The 18,185-nt window shown below is 33.5% G+C and carries 23 protein-coding genes and 1 rRNA gene; 22 read left to right on the forward strand and 2 right to left on the reverse strand.

All coding sequences use genetic code 11. From position 1 onward, the window contains the following. Positions 1-3 precede the first annotated feature (3 nt). The 10 genes from rrf (at position 4) to rsmI (ending at position 6,591) form a co-directional block, all read left to right on the forward strand. A 5S ribosomal RNA gene (gene rrf / locus ER639_RS11700) occupies positions 4-118 on the forward strand. Positions 119-338: 220 nt separating this feature from the next. After that, entirely contained in the window at positions 339-1,685 is a 1,347-nt protein-coding gene (locus tag ER639_RS11705) for an aminotransferase class V-fold PLP-dependent enzyme (RefSeq protein ID WP_129065935.1), read from the forward strand. 11 nt (positions 1,686-1,696) lie between these two features. Further along, a complete protein-coding gene (gene tmk / locus ER639_RS11710; RefSeq protein ID WP_129065936.1) occupies positions 1,697-2,323 on the forward strand; it encodes a dTMP kinase in 627 nt (208 codons plus the stop codon). A gap of 19 nt (positions 2,324-2,342) precedes the next feature. Then, entirely contained in the window at positions 2,343-2,672 is a 330-nt protein-coding gene (locus tag ER639_RS11715) for a cyclic-di-AMP receptor (protein WP_129065937.1), read from the forward strand. A 44-nt stretch (positions 2,673-2,716) separates the two neighbouring features. After that, a complete protein-coding gene (locus tag ER639_RS11720) occupies positions 2,717-3,610 on the forward strand; it encodes a DNA polymerase III subunit delta' (protein ID WP_164993444.1) in 894 nt (297 codons plus the stop codon). 4 nt (positions 3,611-3,614) lie between these two features. Continuing rightward, positions 3,615-4,415 carry a PSP1 domain-containing protein gene (locus tag ER639_RS11725; protein ID WP_129065939.1) on the forward strand — a complete coding sequence of 267 codons (801 nt, stop codon included), beginning with the start codon at positions 3,615-3,617 and terminating at the stop codon, positions 4,413-4,415. Between the two features lie 11 nt (positions 4,416-4,426). Further along, entirely contained in the window at positions 4,427-4,747 is a 321-nt protein-coding gene (yabA, locus tag ER639_RS11730; protein WP_129065940.1) for a DNA replication initiation control protein YabA, read from the forward strand. A 33-nt stretch (positions 4,748-4,780) separates the two neighbouring features. Beyond that, complete coding sequence (locus ER639_RS11735) at positions 4,781-5,512, forward strand: tRNA1(Val) (adenine(37)-N6)-methyltransferase (RefSeq protein WP_129065941.1); 732 nt, start codon at positions 4,781-4,783, stop codon at positions 5,510-5,512. Next, the gene (locus ER639_RS11740; protein ID WP_129065942.1) at positions 5,499-5,756 is read left to right on the forward strand and encodes a GIY-YIG nuclease family protein; all 258 of its coding nucleotides are present in this window, start codon (positions 5,499-5,501) and stop codon (positions 5,754-5,756) included. The genes ER639_RS11735 and ER639_RS11740 overlap by 14 nt, the downstream gene beginning before the upstream one ends. Before the next feature lies 1 nt (position 5,757). After that, positions 5,758-6,591 (forward strand): 16S rRNA (cytidine(1402)-2'-O)-methyltransferase, encoded by an 834-nt coding sequence (gene rsmI, locus ER639_RS11745; protein ID WP_129065943.1) that lies wholly within the window; start codon positions 5,758-5,760, stop codon positions 6,589-6,591. Between the two features lie 45 nt (positions 6,592-6,636). Here rsmI and ER639_RS11750 read toward each other — a convergent pair whose 3' ends face one another. Further along, positions 6,637-6,915 carry a transition state genes transcriptional regulator AbrB gene (locus ER639_RS11750; RefSeq protein WP_129065944.1) on the reverse strand — a complete coding sequence of 93 codons (279 nt, stop codon included), beginning with the start codon at positions 6,913-6,915 and terminating at the stop codon, positions 6,637-6,639. A 267-nt stretch (positions 6,916-7,182) separates the two neighbouring features. Between ER639_RS11750 and metG the strand changes: the two genes are divergently transcribed. The 12 genes from metG to ER639_RS11810 all read left to right on the forward strand — a co-directional run bounded on the left by metG (position 7,183) and on the right by ER639_RS11810 (position 18,037). After that, complete coding sequence (gene metG / locus ER639_RS11755) at positions 7,183-9,156, forward strand: methionine--tRNA ligase (RefSeq protein WP_129065945.1); 1,974 nt, start codon at positions 7,183-7,185, stop codon at positions 9,154-9,156. Positions 9,157-9,168: 12 nt separating this feature from the next. Further along, on the forward strand, positions 9,169-9,933 hold the full coding sequence (locus tag ER639_RS11760) for a TatD family hydrolase (protein ID WP_129065946.1): 765 nt from the start codon (positions 9,169-9,171) through the stop codon (positions 9,931-9,933). Between the two features lie 108 nt (positions 9,934-10,041). Beyond that, positions 10,042-10,581 (forward strand): ribonuclease M5, encoded by a 540-nt coding sequence (gene rnmV, locus ER639_RS11765; protein ID WP_129065947.1) that lies wholly within the window; start codon positions 10,042-10,044, stop codon positions 10,579-10,581. Continuing rightward, entirely contained in the window at positions 10,578-11,468 is an 891-nt protein-coding gene (rsmA, locus tag ER639_RS11770) for a 16S rRNA (adenine(1518)-N(6)/adenine(1519)-N(6))-dimethyltransferase RsmA (protein WP_129065948.1), read from the forward strand. Before rnmV ends, rsmA begins: the two co-directional genes overlap by 4 nt. A gap of 99 nt (positions 11,469-11,567) precedes the next feature. Beyond that, positions 11,568-11,831 (forward strand): biofilm formation stimulator Veg, encoded by a 264-nt coding sequence (veg, locus tag ER639_RS11775; RefSeq protein ID WP_129065949.1) that lies wholly within the window; start codon positions 11,568-11,570, stop codon positions 11,829-11,831. A 108-nt stretch (positions 11,832-11,939) separates the two neighbouring features. After that, positions 11,940-12,791: a 4-(cytidine 5'-diphospho)-2-C-methyl-D-erythritol kinase gene (gene ispE / locus ER639_RS11780; protein ID WP_129065950.1), complete on the forward strand. Its 852-nt coding sequence runs from the start codon at positions 11,940-11,942 to the stop codon at positions 12,789-12,791. Positions 12,792-12,849: 58 nt separating this feature from the next. Then, a complete protein-coding gene (gene purR / locus ER639_RS11785) occupies positions 12,850-13,671 on the forward strand; it encodes a pur operon repressor (protein ID WP_129065951.1) in 822 nt (273 codons plus the stop codon). Between the two features lie 20 nt (positions 13,672-13,691). Then, complete coding sequence (locus ER639_RS11790) at positions 13,692-14,066, forward strand: RidA family protein (RefSeq protein WP_129065952.1); 375 nt, start codon at positions 13,692-13,694, stop codon at positions 14,064-14,066. A gap of 34 nt (positions 14,067-14,100) precedes the next feature. Then, positions 14,101-14,424, forward strand: a complete 324-nt coding sequence (gene spoVG / locus ER639_RS11795; protein WP_129065953.1) for a septation regulator SpoVG — start codon at positions 14,101-14,103, stop codon at positions 14,422-14,424. Between the two features lie 243 nt (positions 14,425-14,667). After that, a complete protein-coding gene (glmU, locus tag ER639_RS11800) occupies positions 14,668-16,023 on the forward strand; it encodes a bifunctional UDP-N-acetylglucosamine diphosphorylase/glucosamine-1-phosphate N-acetyltransferase GlmU (protein WP_129065954.1) in 1,356 nt (451 codons plus the stop codon). A gap of 135 nt (positions 16,024-16,158) precedes the next feature. Continuing rightward, positions 16,159-17,124 carry a ribose-phosphate diphosphokinase gene (locus ER639_RS11805; protein WP_129065955.1) on the forward strand — a complete coding sequence of 322 codons (966 nt, stop codon included), beginning with the start codon at positions 16,159-16,161 and terminating at the stop codon, positions 17,122-17,124. Between the two features lie 241 nt (positions 17,125-17,365). Then, on the forward strand, positions 17,366-18,037 hold the full coding sequence (locus tag ER639_RS11810) for a 50S ribosomal protein L25/general stress protein Ctc (protein WP_129065956.1): 672 nt from the start codon (positions 17,366-17,368) through the stop codon (positions 18,035-18,037). Between the two features lie 51 nt (positions 18,038-18,088). Here the strand turns inward: ER639_RS11810 and ER639_RS12600 are convergent, their stop codons facing one another. Then, entirely contained in the window at positions 18,089-18,181 is a 93-nt protein-coding gene (locus ER639_RS12600) for an IS3 family transposase (protein ID WP_368665656.1), read from the reverse strand. Positions 18,182-18,185 lie beyond the last annotated feature (4 nt).

Consider the following 18,185-nt stretch of genomic DNA (forward strand, 5'->3'; position numbering starts at 1 on the left):
TTGTCTGGTGACGATGGCAAAGAGGTCACACCTGTTCCCATACCGAACACAGAAGTTAAGCTCTTTAGCGCCGATGGTAGTTGGTCTTACGGCCCGTGAGAGTAGGACGTTGCCGGGCAATATAAAATGGATGCGATGAGCCGCAATCGGGGACCTGTTAGGTCTCTTTTTTTTTGCATTTTTTTATTTAAATATGTTGCTGAGTGGGCTGTAAATAGCAAATACAGCCCACTCATTTTAATATCTACCTTCTTTTATTCATTTATAATGCCTTCTTATACTAAATATCAATCTAAAAAATGATATACTAATTACAACTTGTTTTAAAGGGTGAGACTATGAAACCTATTTCAAATCAACTTAAACAACATCATCATCTTAATCCAATCTCATTACATGTGCCTGGGCATCACTATGGCACAATCGGTCATTTAAATCTTAAACTAAAAAATGATATTACTGAAATTACTGGGATGGATGATTATCATCATCCAGACGGCATTATTAAAAATAGTGAGGCGCTTTTATATAAAGAAGGATACTTTTCAAAGTTTCTTGTAAGTGGTACAACAGTGGGTATTCTTTCTTCAATTATGGGCAGTGTCGGTTATGATGACAAAAAAGTAGCTATCATGAGAAATGCACATAAGTCTGTTTTTAATGCTTTAGAATTATGCGGTAAGGGTGCTTATACATTACCAATGAAAACTTCTAAAAAAACAGGTGTTTTTAGTGAGATGGATTTGGATTGTATTAAGGTCAATGACTTAAAGGAAATAGGCATTGTCGTAATAACGTATCCTAATTATTTTGGTGAGTGTTTTGATATTGAACGTGTAATTTCATTTTTTCATCAGCATGATATATTGGTTATCGTGGATGAAGCGCATGGTGCGCATTTTAATATTTCTGATCAATTTCCTGATTCAGCGACTAAATTTGATGCGGATATTGTTATTCAGTCTTATCATAAGACATTACCAGCATTGACGATGTCTTCTGTGGTTCATATAAGAGATGATTATCCATTTAAAGATAATGTATTACATTATTTAACGATGTTACAATCTTCAAGTCCGTCCTATTTATTGATGGAAGGTTTAGAATCTGCACATCAGTTTTATTTGAACTATAATGATGAATTGTTTTTTGAACGTCGATCTGAATTGATTAAAGTATTGAAAGTTCAATTTGGGGTTATTGAGGTTGAAGATCCTTTAAAGTTAATGATTTACCACACGGACTATAAAGGTACTGAATTACAACAAATTTTAGAAACTCAACACATTTATACCGAGTTGAGTAATGAAAATTTTGTATTGTTTGTTTTACCATTATGGCATGAAGGAGATGCATATTTATTTGATGATTTGATTCATCGATTAAGCGTAATTAAATTAGAAAAAAGTGATGTAAAGCATTTTGAAAGTTTATATGTTGGACCGGGTGAATTATTAAGTGTCAATGTAATGAATGCTAAATGGTTAAATGTAGATAGGTGTATTGGATATGTTGTTGCACAACATATTATTCCGTATCCGCCTGGAATACCGGTAGTATTAAAGGGTGAAAAAATTAACGGAGATCATATAGAATGTATTCATCATTTAATGCAATTGGGTATTCATATTCAAGGTATAGTAGATGGACGCATAAAAGTATTTAAAAATATTGATGAGAACTAAAGGAGTAAATTATGTCTTATTTTATAACAATTGAAGGACCAGAGGGGTCTGGGAAATCGACAGTGATTGAAGGTTTACAGGCTTATTTTGATAAGCATTTACCTGTTATTACAACACGTGAACCAGGGGGTATTAAAATCAGTGAATCGATTCGATCAATCATACTTGATAGCGATGATAAAATGGATTATCGTACAGAAGCTTTATTATTTGCTGCAAGTAGAAGACAACACTTAGTAGAAAAAGTATTACCCACACTAAAAGAGGGTAAAATGGTTATATGTGATCGTTTTATTGATAGTTCTTTAGCATATCAAGGTTATGCGAGAGGTTTAGGCGTAGAAGACATATTAAAAATAAATGGGTATGCTATTGAAGGTAAATTTCCGGATTTAACGCTTTATTTACATGTACCACCTGAAATCGGTATTGCGCGTATTCAAAGTAATTCACGTGAAACAAATCGATTAGATCGTGAGAAGTTGGATTTCCATCAACGTGTGGTTGATGGTTATGAAGCATTATATAAAACTTATCCAGAGCGTATTGTAAAGATTGACGCAACACAAAGTCCAGAAGCTGTTTTAAATGCGTGTATCCAAGTAATCAATAAACGATTTAATTTAGATATGATATAATAAATTGAGGTGTATAACTATGAAAATGGTCATTGCAATTGTACAAGATCAAGACAGTCAAAATTTATCAGATGTATTAACAAAAAATGATTTTAGAACAACTAAACTTGCTTCTACAGGTGGTTTTTTACGCGCTGGAAATACGACATTTTTATGTGGTGTAGACGATACACGTGTAGATGAGTTATTAACATTAATTAATAAAAATTGTGGTAATCGCGAACAACTTGTAACTCCGGTAACGCCTATGGGTGGGAATGCAGACGCATATATTCCATATCCAGTAGAAGTTGAAATCGGTGGTGCGACTGTTTTTGTATTACCAGTTGAACAATTTCATCAATTTTAAAAAGCTACCTTACGGTGGCTTTTCATTATGAAGGAGCTATCATGATGTTAAATCAACTTCAAACCATCATTGAACAAAATAAAATCAATCATGCATACTTATTTGAAGGCGATCGTTTAAGCGACTTAAATGAGCAAGCAGTATTATTTGCACAAGCTATTTTATGTTCTGATGATATATGTAAATTAAAGGTCGAACAAGGGAATCATGCCGACTTCTTATTTATTGATTCGAAAGAGCAAACGATAAAAAAAGAAGCAATAGAACATGTATTACATCGCATGAATCAAAAGCCAATTGAGGGAACATATAAAGTTTATGTAATTTCAGAGTTTGATAAAGTAACCACTCAGGGTGAAAATAGTATTTTAAAGTTTCTTGAAGAACCTCCTGAAAATACAATTGCGATATTGACTTCGACACATTCAAATCATATTTTGCCAACGATTCATTCAAGATGTCAGCACATACATATTCCTTCTGCTGAAATGGATTTAGTTGAGATACCAGGTATTCAACCTGCTACATTACAAACTATGCAGCAGCTGAAATTAAGCCAAAAGGATGCTGAATATTGGATAGAACAGTCTTTTAATGAAATAAGAAGTGCCGTAATAAATTGGTGTAAGAGTTTGTTAAATGATGGTACAATGAGTTTAATAAAAATTGTGGATATTGTAAGTTTATTAGACAGCCGTGAGAAACAATTGATGTTTATTGATATGATGCAGCTTTATTTTCAAGATTTATTATACAAGAAAATGAACGTAGCACCAGTAAGTTATCGAGAAGTTGAAGGTGTTCAAGTAGATATGCTTTCTATAGATAATTTAGTCGTATATATTGATGCAACTTTGAATGCAAAAGAGAAGTTAATGCAATATGTTAACATCACATTGGTTTTAGAACAACTCGGCATCCGTATTTATATGAGGTGAATAAATGATTGAAATTATAGGCGTAAAGTTTCAAAAAGCGGGTCGAACAGAGTATTTTTCACCTGGTAATGAAATTTTATATATAGATGAATTTGTAGTAATCGAACAAGAAAAAAGAGGCGTAGAGTTAGCACGTGTGGTTATCGCGAATAAAATGGTAGACGAAAATGATGTCGTGCTGCCATTAAAGCCGATTAAGCGTAAAGCAACACCTGAAGATTTAATGAAGTATGAACAAAATATGATTGATGCAGATGCAGCGTTGGCTTTATGCAAAAAGCACGTGAAAAATCATCAATTAGATATGCGTTTAGTGAATGCAGTTTACACATTAGATAAAGGTAAAGTGATTTTTAATTTTACAGCTGATGATCGAATTGATTTTAGAGAATTGGTAAAAAGTTTGGCTTATGATTTGAAGACACGTATAGAATTGAGGCAAATCGGTGTGAGAGATGAAGCTAAAATTTTAGGTGGTATCGGTCCTTGTGGTAGAAGTTTATGTTGTGCTACTTATTTAGGTGATTTTGAGCCCGTTTCTATCAAGATGGCAAAGGATCAAAACTTGTCATTAAATCCAACTAAAATTTCAGGTGCATGTGGACGATTAATGTGTTGTTTAAAGTATGAAAATGATTATTATGAGTCAACGCGCAAAATGTTGCCGGACATCGGTAAAATCATTACAACGCCTGAAGGACCAGGTAAAGTAGTTGGATTAAACATTTTAGATGTAACCATGCAAGTAAAAGTTGAGGGCATGGAACAAATTATGGATTACCATATAGATGAAGTCACAGTATAGAGGTGTTCTTAATGAACCGAGATGAATTATTAAATACAATCGTGTTACTTGAGACACAAATGAATACGTTAAATAAAGATTTTGAACGTTTAAAAAAAATGACCGTTGAATTAGTTGAAGAAAATGTCGCATTGACAATAGAGCGTGATCATTTACAACGTGTGATTCAAACACAAACAAAAGAAGAAAAGAAAATGAAACCACTGCAAAGTAAAGAAAACTTAGCAATGTTATATCGCGAAGGATTTCATATTTGTGCTGGAGAGTTGTTTGGAAAGCATCGTGAAGGTAGCGATTGTATGTTTTGTTTAAATATTTTAGATAATAAATAAAAAGGCGTTAAGCCTTTTTTTATTGGAGGCAATATGCTAAAAAGTAATGAACGATTGGACAAATTGATTAAAGAAAACTTAGAAATTATTCAATCAGATGATGTTTTTTCATTTTCAACAGATGCATTGTTACTAGCGCACTTTACGCATGTAAAAAGAAAAGACCGTGTAATGGATTTATGCTCGGGTAACGGTATTATTCCATTACTTCTATCACATAAATCGACAGCAATGATAGATGCCATTGAAATTCAAGATGTGTTAGTAGATATGGCAGAAAGAACAATTATCCATAATCATTTAGAAAATCAAATTAAGCTATACCATATGGATTTAAAAGAAGTGACAAAACATTTTGTACCGAGTACATATAGTGTTGTGACTTGTAATCCACCTTACTTTAGAGATAATCAAAATTTTAAACATCAACTTGACACACATATGATTGCTAGGCATGAAGTGCTGTGCGATATTGATGATTGTTGCCAAAGTGCAAAGCATTTATTAAAGCAAGGTGGCAAGTTCATGGTTGTTCAACGTGCAGATCGTTTAGTAGATGTACTTTGTTCGATGAGATTAGCAGGTATTGAGCCTAAGAAAATTTATCCCATCTATGCAAAATGTGATAAACCACAAGCTATTACAGTAGTTGTAGAAGGTATAAAAGGTGGCAAGCAAGATGTAAAAATGATGTCACCATTTTATATATATGATGGAGAAGATTATTCAAAAGAAATGATAGAGGTTTATTATGGAGAGCAATAATCAACATTATATTTATATTTTAGAATGTAGTGATGGGACATATTATACAGGTTACACGAATGATTTAGATAAGCGCCTTAAAAAGCACAATGATGGTTTAGGTGCTAAATATACAAAGCATAGAAGACCGGTAAAGAGTATTTATGAAGAAGCATTTGAAACGAAAAGTGATGCATTGAAACGTGAATATGCAATTAAACAATTAACAAGAAAACAAAAAATGCAATTAATAAAGGAGAGATAATATGCGCGGTACATTATACTTAGTTGGAACGCCTATAGGTAATTTAGAAGATATCACGTATAGAGCAGTTCGTATATTAAAAGAAGCGGATATTATTTATTGTGAAGATACACGTGTAACGAAAAAGTTGTGCCAGCATTTTGAAATTACGGCACCGTTAAAAGCTTATCATGATCACAATAAAGAAGTAATGACAGAACAAGTGATTGATTCACTCAATAATGGCTTAAATTGTGCGCTTGTATCTGATGCAGGGTTACCATTGATTAGTGACCCAGGTTATGAATTGGTGATTGCGGCTAGAGAAAATGAAATTAAAGTAGAATCTATCCCGGGCCCAAATGCAGCACTGACTGCATTAATGACGAGTGGTTTATCATCATATTCATTTTTATTTGATGGTTTTTTACCACGAAAAGATAATGAGAAAAAACAAAGATTATCACATTTAATGGCGTTACCGCATACAATTATTATTTACGAGTCACCTTATCGTGTAAAACACACATTAGAAACGATTAAAATAATAGATGAAGATAGAATGGTATCTATTGCAAGAGAGTTAACGAAGAAATTTGAACAAGTTGAAACAATGCTAGTAACAGAAGCAATAAAAGCTTTAGATGATACGATTAAGCTAAAGGGTGAATTTGTAATATGTATTGCGCCGTATGATAAGCAGTCAGAAAACAACTGGTGGGATAAGTTAAGTATCGTGGATCATGTAGAACATTATATTGAATCAGGAATGAAATCAAAAGAAGCAATTAAACAAACAAGTGTTGATAGACAAATGAAAAAGCAAGACGTTTATCAAGCATATCACATACAATAAAAAGAGGAAGGACATTTGTCCTTCCTCTTAATTTGTTTGATTCAATTATTTAGCGTCTTTTTCTTCGATTTCTTTTAATAATTGTTGTACGCCTTCTTTAGATAAAACGATTTTACCACCAGCTAATAAATAGTTATCTTCAGATACATCACCAGTAACTGCACAAGTCATGCTTGGTTTGTATTTTTTTAAGATGATTTTATCAGCATCTGTGTAGATTTCTAAAGCGTCTTTCTCTGCGATATCTAAAATACGACGTAATTCGATAGGAATTACTACACGTCCTAATTCGTCAACTTTTCTTACGATTCCTGTAGATTTCATTTGTATTTCCTCCATATATTAAATAATGTAAATTTAGTAAATTCGACAAAACTGAATATGTTTTCGACATTTCTATATTTTAGAGTTTACTACCGTTTTTTTACATTGTCAATATAAATAGCGATAAAATAATGTTTTTTTCTATTTTGTAATTAATTATGCATAAAACTGTAACAAATTGTAATGTCGAATTTACAATTAAAGTAATATTGAAAAAAGTGAGAAATTTAGGTATATTTAAAGGATAAGAATAGAGGAGGCAATGATATGACGAAAGAGACATTTTATATTACGACACCGATTTATTATCCGAGTGGTAAATTACATATTGGGCACGCATATTCAACTGTAGCTGGAGATGTTGTCGCACGTTATAAACGATTACAAGGGTTTGATGTGAAGTATTTAACAGGTACAGATGAGCATGGTCAAAAGATTCAAGAAAAGGCCCAAGCAGCAGGTAAAACTGAAATTGAATATTTAGATGAAATCATTGCCGATATTCAAGCTTTATGGCGTAAATTAGATATTTCTAATGACGATTTTATTCGTACAACTGAAGAACGCCATAAAAAAGTTGTCGAAAAAGTGTTTGAACGTTTACTCGCACAAGGCGATATTTATTTAGGTGAGTATGAGGGTTGGTATTCTGTACCCGATGAAACATTCTACACAGAAACACAACTTGTAGATCCTATTTATGAAGGAGACAAAATTGTAGGTGGTAAAAGCCCGGATTCAGGGCACCCAGTGCAATTAGTTAAAGAAGAGAGTTACTTCTTTAAATTAAGTAAATATGCAGACCGTTTAGTGAAATATTATGAAGAACATCCTGACTTTATTCAACCGGTATCTCGTAAAAATGAAATGTTAAACAACTTCATCAAACCAGGTTTAGAAGATTTAGCAGTATCGCGTACTTCATTTGACTGGGGTGTGAAAGTACCTTCAAATCCAAAACACGTTGTTTATGTTTGGATTGATGCATTAACAAACTATATTTCAGCTTTAGGATATTTATCTGAAGATGATACAGATTTTAAAAAATATTGGCCAGCCGATGTACATTTAATGGCAAAAGAAATCGTTCGTTTCCATACGATTATTTGGCCAGTATTATTAATGGCTTTAGATTTACCATTACCTAAGAAAGTTTTCGCGCATGGTTGGATTTTAATGAAAGATGGCAAGATGAGTAAATCTAAAGGTAATGTCGTAGATCCTCATATTTTAATTGATCGTTACGGCTTAGATGCGGTACGTTATTATTTAATGCGTGAGTTACCGTTTGGATCTGACGGCGTATTTACACCAGAAGCATTCGTTGACCGTACAAACTTTGACCTTGCAAATGACTTAGGTAACTTAGTTAATCGTACAATTGCAATGATTAATAAATATTTTGGTGGTACATTAACTGGTTATAAAGGACAAATGCACCCAGTAGATGCTGAAATTGAAGCATTGGCGCTTGAAACAAAAGTAAAATACGATGAAGCGATGGAGAATTTACAATTCTCAGTTGCTTTACAAGAAGTGTGGAAATTCATTTCACGTACAAACAAATATATTGATGAAACTACACCTTGGATTTTAGCGAAAGATGAATCTCAAAAAGAAGCTTTAGAAAGCGTAATGTATCACCTTGTTGAAAACATCCGTTTTGCAAGTGTGTTATTACGTCCATTCTTAACAGAAGCACCTTACAAAGTGTTTAAACAATTGAATATTGAACGCGGTGTATTAGATACATTTGAAAGTTTAGATGCTTACGGTAAGATTGGTACATTGAAAGTAACAGAATCACCAAGTCCAATCTTCCCACGTTTAGATACAGCACAAGAAGTGGAGTTTATTAAAGGTACAATGACTCCACCAGCACCTGAACAAACAGAAGAAGAAAAGCCTGAACTTAAGGCTGAAATTACAATCGATACATTCAATGAAGTGGAATTACGTGCAGCGACAATCATTGATGCGGATTATGTTAAAAAAGCAAATAAGTTGTTAAAAATTCAAGTGGATTTAGGTTTTGAAGAACGTCAAATCGTATCAGGGATTGCAAAATTCTATAAACCTGAAGACATTATTGGTAAAAAGGTTGTTGTTGTAACGAACTTAAAACCTGTTGAATTACGTGGTGAAAAATCAGAAGGTATGATTTTATCAGCAGAAAAAGAGGGTACGTTAACACTAGTAAGTTTACCAAGTGTGATTGAAAATGGTTCAATCATCAAATAAAGGAGTGTAATGATGTTAATCGATACACATGTGCATTTAAATGCAGACCAATATGAAACAGATTTACAAGAAGTGATTGATCGTGCCTTAGAAGCGGGTATTGACCGAATGATTGTTGTTGGTTTTGATGAAAAAACAATCAAAAGAACGATGCAATTGATTGATCAATATGACTTTGTATATGGTGTTATTGGGTGGCATCCAGTAGATGCAATTGATTTCAATGATGACTATTATGATTGGATTAAAGATTTGTCGAAACATCCGAAGATTGTTGCTATTGGTGAGATGGGACTTGATTATCATTGGGATAAATCACCGAAAAACATCCAAAAAGAAGTGTTTAAGCGTCAAATACAGTTAGCAAAAGAAGTGAACTTGCCGATTGTGATTCATAATCGTGAAGCAACTGCAGATGTGATTGAAATTTTAAAATCTGAAAATGCACAAGAAGTTGGCGGGGTAATGCATAGTTTTAGTGGTAGTCCTGAAACTTGTGATGAAGTGTTGATGTTAAACTTCATGATTTCATTAGGTGGTCCAGTTACCTTTAAAAATGCAAAGCAACCGAAAGAAGTTGCGAAACATGTCCCGCTAGATCGATTGATTGTAGAAACAGATGCACCATATTTAACGCCACATCCTTATCGTGGTAAACGCAACGAACCGATGCATGTAAAGCTTGTAGCTGAAGAGATTGCGAGCTTAAGAGGTATCACGTATGAAGAGGTAGCGAAACAAACAACGTTAAATGCAGAACGTTTATTCAAACTTTAATAATTTAATGATAAATCCTGGATTGAATGTTTCAATTTAGGATTTTTTTGTATCATTTTAATATAATTAAAGTATAATTGTACTATTGTTAAATTTATGGAGTATATTATGAAAATAAATGAAATCATTGTTGTAGAAGGTAAAGATGATACAACACGTCTAAAACTTGCTGTAGAATGCGATACGATAGAAACAAATGGCTCAGCAATCAATCAAGATACATTAGAAGTGATTAGACATGCTCAAGAAGTAAGAGGCGTCATCGTTTTAACGGACCCTGATTATCCAGGTGAAAAGATTAGAAAAACGATAGAACAGCATGTTCCTGGTGTAAAGCACGCATTCATTGATGCCCAAATTGCGGTCAATAAAAAAGGTAAAATTGGTATTGAGCATGCACCGATTGCAGCGATTCAAGAAGCGTTGACTCATGTAAGTAGTCCATTTGAACATGATTCAGAAACAGTTAGTAAAAATTTATTGATCGATTTAGAATTAATCGTAGGTCCACGTGCAAAACAAAATAGAAAACGATTATGTCAAAAATTAAAAATCGGCTATTGTAACGGTAAACAATTGTTTCATAGATTGAATGCATTCGGTATTACAGAATCAGATGTCATCGATGCAATGAAGGAGGAAAAATGAATAAATTAGATATCGCAACACCTACACGAACAAAGGAACTTTTAAATAAATACGGTTTTAGCTTTAAGAAAAGCTTAGGACAAAACTTCTTAATTGATGCCAATGTAATACGAAATATTATCCATTCAAGTGGTATTGATAAAACAAGTGGTGTCATCGAAATTGGTCCTGGTATGGGGTCTTTAACAGAACAATTAGCAAAGTACTCAAAGAAAGTATTGGCATTTGAAATTGATCAACGCTTATTACCTGTTTTAGATGATAGTTTAAGTGATTATGATAACGTGACGATTATTAATGAGGACATTTTAAAAGCAGACGTGAAACATTACGTAGAAACACATTTATCAGACTGTGGTGAAATTTTTGTTGTGGCGAATTTGCCATACTATATTACAACACCTATATTAATGGGATTATTAGAACAACAATTGAATATTAAAAGTTACGTTGTGATGATGCAAAAAGAAGTTGGAGAGCGCCTAACAGCTAAACCTTCAACGAAATCTTATGGTTCATTATCTATTGCTATTCAATATTATACTGATGTTGAACGAGTTATGATTGTTCCTAAAGGTGTGTTCATGCCGCCACCAAATGTGGATTCTTTAGTGGTGAAATTAACAATATTGCCAACACCTCGTGTTACTGTTGAAGATGAAGCATTGTATTTTAAACTTACTCGAGGTGCATTCGTACAACGTAGAAAAACGATTTTAAACAACTACATGTCTTTAATAAAAGATAGCAAATTACATAAAGAAGAAATCATTGCTTGGCTAGAGGCAAGTAATGTTGCACCTACGCGTCGAGGAGAGAGTTTATCACTAGAAGAGTATGCACAACTTGCTAATTCAATGAAAAATTTTCCGAATTTAGTTATATAAATCATTGACAACAGACTTTAATGTTGATAAAATTTAATATTTTGTTGACTGTTTTTCCTGTACATGGTAAAATTGTTACTATAGCGAGGTGGGTCCAATATGCCAAAGACTTTAGTAGACATCAAAAAAATCCTTGATTGTCAGTTAGGAAATCGTATTGTACTAAGAGCTAATGGAGGTCGTAAGAAGCTGATCGAACGCCGTGGTATTTTAAGAGAAACATACCCGTCAGTATTCATTGTTGAATTAGATCAAGACCAACATAACTTTGAAAGAGTGTCGTATACATACACAGATGTATTGACGGAGAACGTTCAAGTTACATTTGTAAACGATGAGCAAGAAGAATTTCTTGTGCAATAATAACATTTTAAGAGATTAGGCCAATGCCTAGTCTCTTTTATTTATAATGAATTTCAGCATCAAATTATGATACACTATTTTTATTATCTTATTAAGTGAGGACTATGTATGATTTTTGAAACTGCACCTGCAAAAATAAACTTAACGTTGGATACGTTGTATAAAAGAGAAGATGGCTATCATGAAGTTGAGATGATTATGACAACTGTTGATTTAAATGACCGTTTAACTTTAGAAAAAAGAACAGACAAAAAAATCGTATTGAAAGTCGAAAATCGATATGTACCAAACGATCATCGTAATTTAGCCTATAAAGCCGCAAAATTAATGATAGACAAATATGATATTAAAACAGGTGTAACAATCACACTCGATAAAAAAATACCAATCGCTGCAGGACTTGCAGGGGGTTCTAGTGATGCCGCAGCGACATTTAGAGGAATGAATCGATTATATGATTTAAATTTAAGCTTAGAAACTTTAAGCGAACATGCAGCAGAAATTGGTTCGGATATTTCATTTTGTATTTTCAAAGATACGGCACTATGTACTGGACGTGGAGAAAAGTTAGAACATTTACCAAAACCACCAGCATGTTGGGTGATTTTAGCTAAACCTGATATCAGTGTGTCCACACAAGAGGTATACCAAAGTTTAGATTTATCTGTACCACATGCAACAATTCAAACAGCTACATGTAAACAAGCAATCATTGATGGAGATTATACAGCCATGATTAATGCGTTAGGGAATCGTTTGGAGACGGTCACAATAGAAATGCACCCTATTATTCAGACGCTTAAAGAAACAATGCTTAAAGCCGGTGCTGATAATGCCATGATGAGCGGGTCTGGTCCAACGGTATTTGGACTTGCTAGTAAAGAGCGACAAGCAAAGAGTGTCGTAAATGCGTTAAAAGGATGTTGTAAAGAAGTATATATGGTACGTATGTTAGGATAGTAAAAATCCGAACATTTGTGTTATATTAGTTCTATAATATGCGTAAATGAGGTTTAATATGAAGTTTAAAAGAAGTGAAAGAATCGTTTATATGACCAGTTATTTGCTAAGTCATCCAAACGAACTTGTGCCATTAACTTTCTTTGTGCAAAAGTTTGAACAAGCAAAGTCATCAATCAGTGAAGATATTCAGATAATTAAAGATACTTTTCAAAAAGAAGAAATTGGAATCATTGCTACAACAGCTGGTGCAAGTGGTGGGGTGACGTTTAAGCCTAAAATGTATAAAGACGAAGCAAAAGATGTCATTGAAACACTTTGCCAAATGTTAAGAGAGAAAGAAAGATTACTACCCGGTGGTTATTTATTTATGTCTGACTTGGTAGGCAATCCTAGAATGTTAAATCAAGTAGGTAAAATGATTGCTACAATGTATATGGATAAAGATATTGATGCAGTAGTTACAATTGCAACAAAAGGGATTTCTTTAGCAAATGCAGTAGCGAATGTAATGAATTTACCCGTAGTAGTGATACGTAAAGACAATAAAGTAACAGAAGGTTCAACAGTGTCTATTAACTACGTCTCAGGATCATCAAGAAAGATAGAAACTATGGTTTTATCTAAAAGAACACTTTCTGAAGGTAGTAATGTTTTAATTGTCGATGATTTTATGAGAGCAGGAGGCTCAATCATCGGTGTAATGAATTTAATGAATGAGTTTAAAGCAAAGGTAAAAGGGGTAACTGTACTTGTAGAATCAAAAGAAGTAGAAAATCGCTTAATTAAAGACTACATCTCTTTAGTAAAACTGTCTAATGTCGATGAGTACAACCAAACTTTTACCGTTGAAGAAGGCAACTGTTTAGAAAAATTTTAACGATTAAAGGAGAAAACAACATGAAACAAATTTTTTCAAATCAAGCCCCAAGTGCAATTGGACCATATTGTCATGCAGTCGTAGTTAATAATATGGTTTACACAAGTGGACAAATTCCATTAACAATTGAAGGGTCATTAGTAAGTGAAGATGTGGCTGAACAAACACGTCAAGTACTAGTGAATTTATCAAATGTATTAAAAGAAAGTGGCTCATCATTAGACAAGGTCGTAAAAACAACGATCTTTATTTCGAACATGGAAGACTTCCCTGTAATCAATAATGTGTATGGTGAATTTTTTAATACACATTTACCAGCAAGAAGTTGTGTGGAAGTAAGCAGACTACCTAAAGATGTGAAAGTAGAAATAGAAGTTGTTGCACTTCTAAATTAAGTGATGCTTCAATAATATTTAGGAGGCTTTACACATGAAAGTAACAGACGTAAGACTAAGAAAGATTGCTTCAGATAGTCGTATGAAAGCATTAGTATCCATCACATTAGATGATGCATTTGTTATCCACGATTTACGAGTAATAGAAGGAAATAACGGTTTATTTGTAGCGATGCCAAGTAAACGTACACCAGATGGTGAGTTTAGAGATATTGCGCATCCAATCAATTCGGAAATGCGTCAAGAAATCCAAGCGGCTGTTATGAAAGTTTATGATGAAACTGAAGAAGTTGTGTCTGAAAAAGAACAAAATGAGTCAACTTCAAATGAAGAAGAAAATAAAGATGAAGTAGAATAATATTAAAGCGGTTGAGACATTGTTTGATGTCTCAACCGCTTTTTTTGTATTATCAGCGGTACAAAAGCAGCAACTGCGGTAAACAACCTCACAATCACTCAAAATCAAAGAACGATTTTGGTTCATGCTCGGTTTTTACTTGTTGCTGAACGCTTTTGACCCGTCCTCTTTGACCCTAACTTGAACAATACGTGAATAATCAACTATAATATTAAGTAAGAATACATTTGGAGGGTAATTTTTATGAATAGACAAGCAGTCATTTTAGCTGCAGGTAAGGGTACAAGAATGAAATCAAAGTTACACAAAGTGTTACATCCGGTTTGTGGAAAGCCGATGATTCAACATGTGATTGATAATATTAAAGCATCTGGTGTTACAGAAATCGTAACTGTTGTAGGGTATGGCGCTGAAGAAGTAAAGCGCGCATTACAATCTGAAACAGCATTTAGCATGCAAACAGAACAGTTAGGAACAGCACATGCAGTACGCATGGCTGAAGATGTTTTAAAAGATAAAACAGGTACGACGATTGTCATTTGTGGTGATACACCTTTAATTTCTGAAGAGACATTAAAACAATTTATTCATCACCATGAAACAACAGGTGCTAAGGCAACTATCTTAACAGCAAAAACAAACCATCCATTTGGTTATGGTCGAATTGTTAGAAATGAACATGGTAGTGTGGAACGCATCGTAGAGGAAAAAGATGCAAATATCGAAGAAAAATTAATTAACGAAATCAGTTCTGGTACTTTCTGTTTTGATAACACTTTATTATTTGAATTGTTACATGAAGTGGATAATGACAATGCGCAAGGTGAATATTATTTACCAGATGTTATTAAGTTATTGGTTGCTCGTGGAGAATTAGTAGAAGCATATGTGACAGAAGATTTTGATGAAACGCTTGGTATCAATGACCGTTATAATTTGGCAATTGCTGAAAAAATCATGAAGTTACGTATTAATCGTGAGCATTTATTAAATGGTGTAACAATTGTTGATCCGGAAAATACATACATTGGTGCTGATGTACAAATCGGTGCAGATACAATTATTGAACCAGGTGTGATGTTAAAAGGAAAAACAATTATTGGAGAAAATGTGTTTATTGGTGCAAATTCAATCATTACGGATAGTGAAATTAAACAAGGTGCGTCTATTAAACAATCTGTAATTACTGAATCATTTGTTGATGAAGAAACGACGGTAGGTCCATTTGCTCAGTTACGTCCAGGTAGTGATTTAGGTAAGCAAGTGAAGATTGGTAACTTTGTGGAAGTGAAAAAAGCGCGTCTACATGATGAAGCGAAAGTATCACACTTAAGTTATATTGGTGATGCTGAAATTGGTGAACGTACAAATATAGGTTGTGGATCAATTACTGTTAATTACGATGGTAAGAATAAATTTAAAACAGTTGTTGGTAAAGATGCATTTATCGGATGTAATTCAAATTTAGTTGCACCGGTTGAAATTGGGGATTATTCATTTATTGCGGCCGGTTCTACGATTACAGATAGCGTACCAGAATCAAGTTTGGCGTTAGGACGTGCAAGACAAACGACTAAAGAAGGTTACTACAAGAAGTAATTTTGTATTTACAATAAATTTTGTGAAACTTGAATTAGTATATAGATATAGTGCGATTTAGTGTATAATAGTAGAGTTGATAAAATGTATTCATCTAATCAAAGAGTCAATAAAATTTAAATCGGAGGCATTAATATGTTAAACGCAGAATACAAGAATACGAATTTGAAAATATTTTCATTAAAGGGTAACGAACCTTTAGCAGAAGAAATTGCAAAGCACGTGGGTATTCCATTAGGTAAATGTAGTGTTAAACGTTTTAGTGATGGCGAAGTACAAATTAATATCGAAGAAAGTATTCGTGGATGTGATGTATTCATCGTTCAACCAACATCAAATCCAGTAAATGAGCATGTGATGGAATTGTTAATCATGATTGATGCTTTAAAACGTGCATCAGCTGTAACAATTAACGTTGTAATGCCTTATTACGGCTATGCGCGTCAAGACCGTAAAGCACGCAGCCGTGAGCCAATTACAGCAAAATTAGTTGCGAACTTAATTGAAACTGCTGGTGCAGATCGTGTTATCGCTTTAGATTTACATGCGCCACAAATTCAAGGTTTCTTTGATATTCCAATCGATCACTTAATGGGTGTTCCGATTTTATCTGATTACTTTGACGCTAAAGAAGAAATTGATAAAGATTCAATCGTTGTCGTATCACCAGACCACGGTGGGGTAACAAGAGCGCGTAAAATGGCGGATCGTTTAAAAGCACCAATTGCAATTATCGATAAACGTCGTCCAAAACCAAATGTAGCAGAAGTGATGAATATCGTTGGGGATATCAATGGTAAAACAGCAATCATTATCGATGATATTATCGATACTGCAGGTACAATCACTTTAGCAGCACAAGCTTTAATTGATAAAGGTGCTAAAGAAGTTTACGCGTGCTGTACACACCCTGTATTATCAGGTCCTGCGTATGGACGTATTCAAGATTCTGCGATTAAAGAACTTGTTGTTACGAATTCTATTTTATTACCTGAAGAAAATAAACCAGAAAAAATCAAACAATTATCTGTTGGTGAATTATTAGCACAAGCAATTGTTCGTGTATATGAACAAGAATCAGTAAGTATTTTATTTGATTAATAAAAAAATATAAACACACCAAGAAACATTGATACAATCATGTTTCTTGGTGTGTTTTTTTGTGTTGGAATCATATTGAAAAATAAAAAATTGTAAAAAATATAAATAAAAATGTTTAAAGGATAACATGATGGGTATTTATTAACTATACAAGTTACAAAATAAACGTTCGCAAGCAGGTTACCACAACTGATGGGTGAGCGTAGGAGTGCACTAGGCACGATTGAAAGGACAAATTAAAATGACAGAATTAAAATCAATTATTAGACAAGGTAAACAATCACGTTCAGATTTAAGAAAAATTCGTAACGAAGGAAAAATTCCTGCAGTAGTATACGGATATGGTGCTAAAAATACTTCAGTTAAAGTTGAAGAAGTAGATTTCATTAAAGTAATCCGTGAAGTAGGACGAAATGGTGTTATCGATTTAGGCGTAGGTTCTAACACGATTAAAGTTATGGTTTCTGATTACCAAATGGACCCAATTAAAAACCAAATTACACACATTGACTTCTTAGCTATTAATATGAAAGCTGAATTAACAGTAGACGTTACAGTGAACTTAGTAGGTGAAGCAGCTGGTGCTAAAGAAGGTGGCGTTGTACAACAACCATTATTCCAATTATCTGTAACAGCAAAACCTGATGATGTACCAGAATCAATTGAAGTTGATGTAACAGAATTAAATATTGGTGATTCAATCTTAGTTGGTGACTTAAAATCAGGTAAGAAATATGAAATCAACAATGAAGACGATGAAGCAATCGTTTCTGTAGTACCACCAACTGTAGTTGAAGAAACAGACGAAGAAGCAGAAGCAGCTGAAGGTGAAGAAGCAGAAGAAAATGCTGAAGCATCAAATGATGAAGAAGCGGCTGATAAAGAAGAAGCTTCAGAAGAAAAAGCTGAATAAAAAATTTAAAAGCTGGGGAAATGTAGTGAACCCAAAAAGTTGAACTTTTTATTAAGCTACTTTCATTAAAGCAAGATTTCTGTATTCTACAGGAGTCTTGCTTTTTAATTTTCTCTTCTTTCTAACGAAATTATAATATTCCATATAA

The sequence above is a fragment of the Macrococcus sp. DPC7161 genome (assembly GCF_004117835.1).
Classification (GTDB): Bacteria; Bacillota; Bacilli; order Staphylococcales; family Staphylococcaceae; genus SDSC01.

What these genes read in the sequence shown, in the direction of transcription:
- ER639_RS11810 (WP_129065956.1), top strand. Translation starts at nt 17,366, where the DNA reads ATGACAGAATTAAAATCAATTATTAGACAAGGTAAACAATCACGTTCA.
- ER639_RS11805 (WP_129065955.1), top strand. Translation starts at nt 16,159, where the DNA reads ATGTTAAACGCAGAATACAAGAATACGAATTTGAAAATATTTTCATTA.
- ER639_RS11720 (WP_164993444.1), top strand. Translation starts at nt 2,717, where the DNA reads ATGTTAAATCAACTTCAAACCATCATTGAACAAAATAAAATCAATCAT.
- ER639_RS11725 (WP_129065939.1), top strand. Translation starts at nt 3,615, where the DNA reads ATGATTGAAATTATAGGCGTAAAGTTTCAAAAAGCGGGTCGAACAGAG.
- ispE (WP_129065950.1), top strand. Translation starts at nt 11,940, where the DNA reads ATGATTTTTGAAACTGCACCTGCAAAAATAAACTTAACGTTGGATACG.
- tmk (WP_129065936.1), top strand. Translation starts at nt 1,697, where the DNA reads ATGTCTTATTTTATAACAATTGAAGGACCAGAGGGGTCTGGGAAATCG.
- yabA (WP_129065940.1), top strand. Translation starts at nt 4,427, where the DNA reads ATGAACCGAGATGAATTATTAAATACAATCGTGTTACTTGAGACACAA.
- ER639_RS11750 (WP_129065944.1), bottom strand. Translation starts at nt 6,915, where the DNA reads ATGAAATCTACAGGAATCGTAAGAAAAGTTGACGAATTAGGACGTGTA.
- purR (WP_129065951.1), top strand. Translation starts at nt 12,850, where the DNA reads ATGAAGTTTAAAAGAAGTGAAAGAATCGTTTATATGACCAGTTATTTG.
- ER639_RS11705 (WP_129065935.1), top strand. Translation starts at nt 339, where the DNA reads ATGAAACCTATTTCAAATCAACTTAAACAACATCATCATCTTAATCCA.
- glmU (WP_129065954.1), top strand. Translation starts at nt 14,668, where the DNA reads ATGAATAGACAAGCAGTCATTTTAGCTGCAGGTAAGGGTACAAGAATG.
- rnmV (WP_129065947.1), top strand. Translation starts at nt 10,042, where the DNA reads ATGAAAATAAATGAAATCATTGTTGTAGAAGGTAAAGATGATACAACA.
- ER639_RS12600 (WP_368665656.1), bottom strand. Translation starts at nt 18,181, where the DNA reads ATGGAATATTATAATTTCGTTAGAAAGAAGAGAAAATTAAAAAGCAAG.
- rsmI (WP_129065943.1), top strand. Translation starts at nt 5,758, where the DNA reads ATGCGCGGTACATTATACTTAGTTGGAACGCCTATAGGTAATTTAGAA.
- ER639_RS11735 (WP_129065941.1), top strand. Translation starts at nt 4,781, where the DNA reads ATGCTAAAAAGTAATGAACGATTGGACAAATTGATTAAAGAAAACTTA.
- metG (WP_129065945.1), top strand. Translation starts at nt 7,183, where the DNA reads ATGACGAAAGAGACATTTTATATTACGACACCGATTTATTATCCGAGT.
- spoVG (WP_129065953.1), top strand. Translation starts at nt 14,101, where the DNA reads ATGAAAGTAACAGACGTAAGACTAAGAAAGATTGCTTCAGATAGTCGT.
- veg (WP_129065949.1), top strand. Translation starts at nt 11,568, where the DNA reads ATGCCAAAGACTTTAGTAGACATCAAAAAAATCCTTGATTGTCAGTTA.
- ER639_RS11760 (WP_129065946.1), top strand. Translation starts at nt 9,169, where the DNA reads ATGTTAATCGATACACATGTGCATTTAAATGCAGACCAATATGAAACA.
- ER639_RS11715 (WP_129065937.1), top strand. Translation starts at nt 2,343, where the DNA reads ATGAAAATGGTCATTGCAATTGTACAAGATCAAGACAGTCAAAATTTA.
- ER639_RS11790 (WP_129065952.1), top strand. Translation starts at nt 13,692, where the DNA reads ATGAAACAAATTTTTTCAAATCAAGCCCCAAGTGCAATTGGACCATAT.
- rsmA (WP_129065948.1), top strand. Translation starts at nt 10,578, where the DNA reads ATGAATAAATTAGATATCGCAACACCTACACGAACAAAGGAACTTTTA.
- ER639_RS11740 (WP_129065942.1), top strand. Translation starts at nt 5,499, where the DNA reads ATGGAGAGCAATAATCAACATTATATTTATATTTTAGAATGTAGTGAT.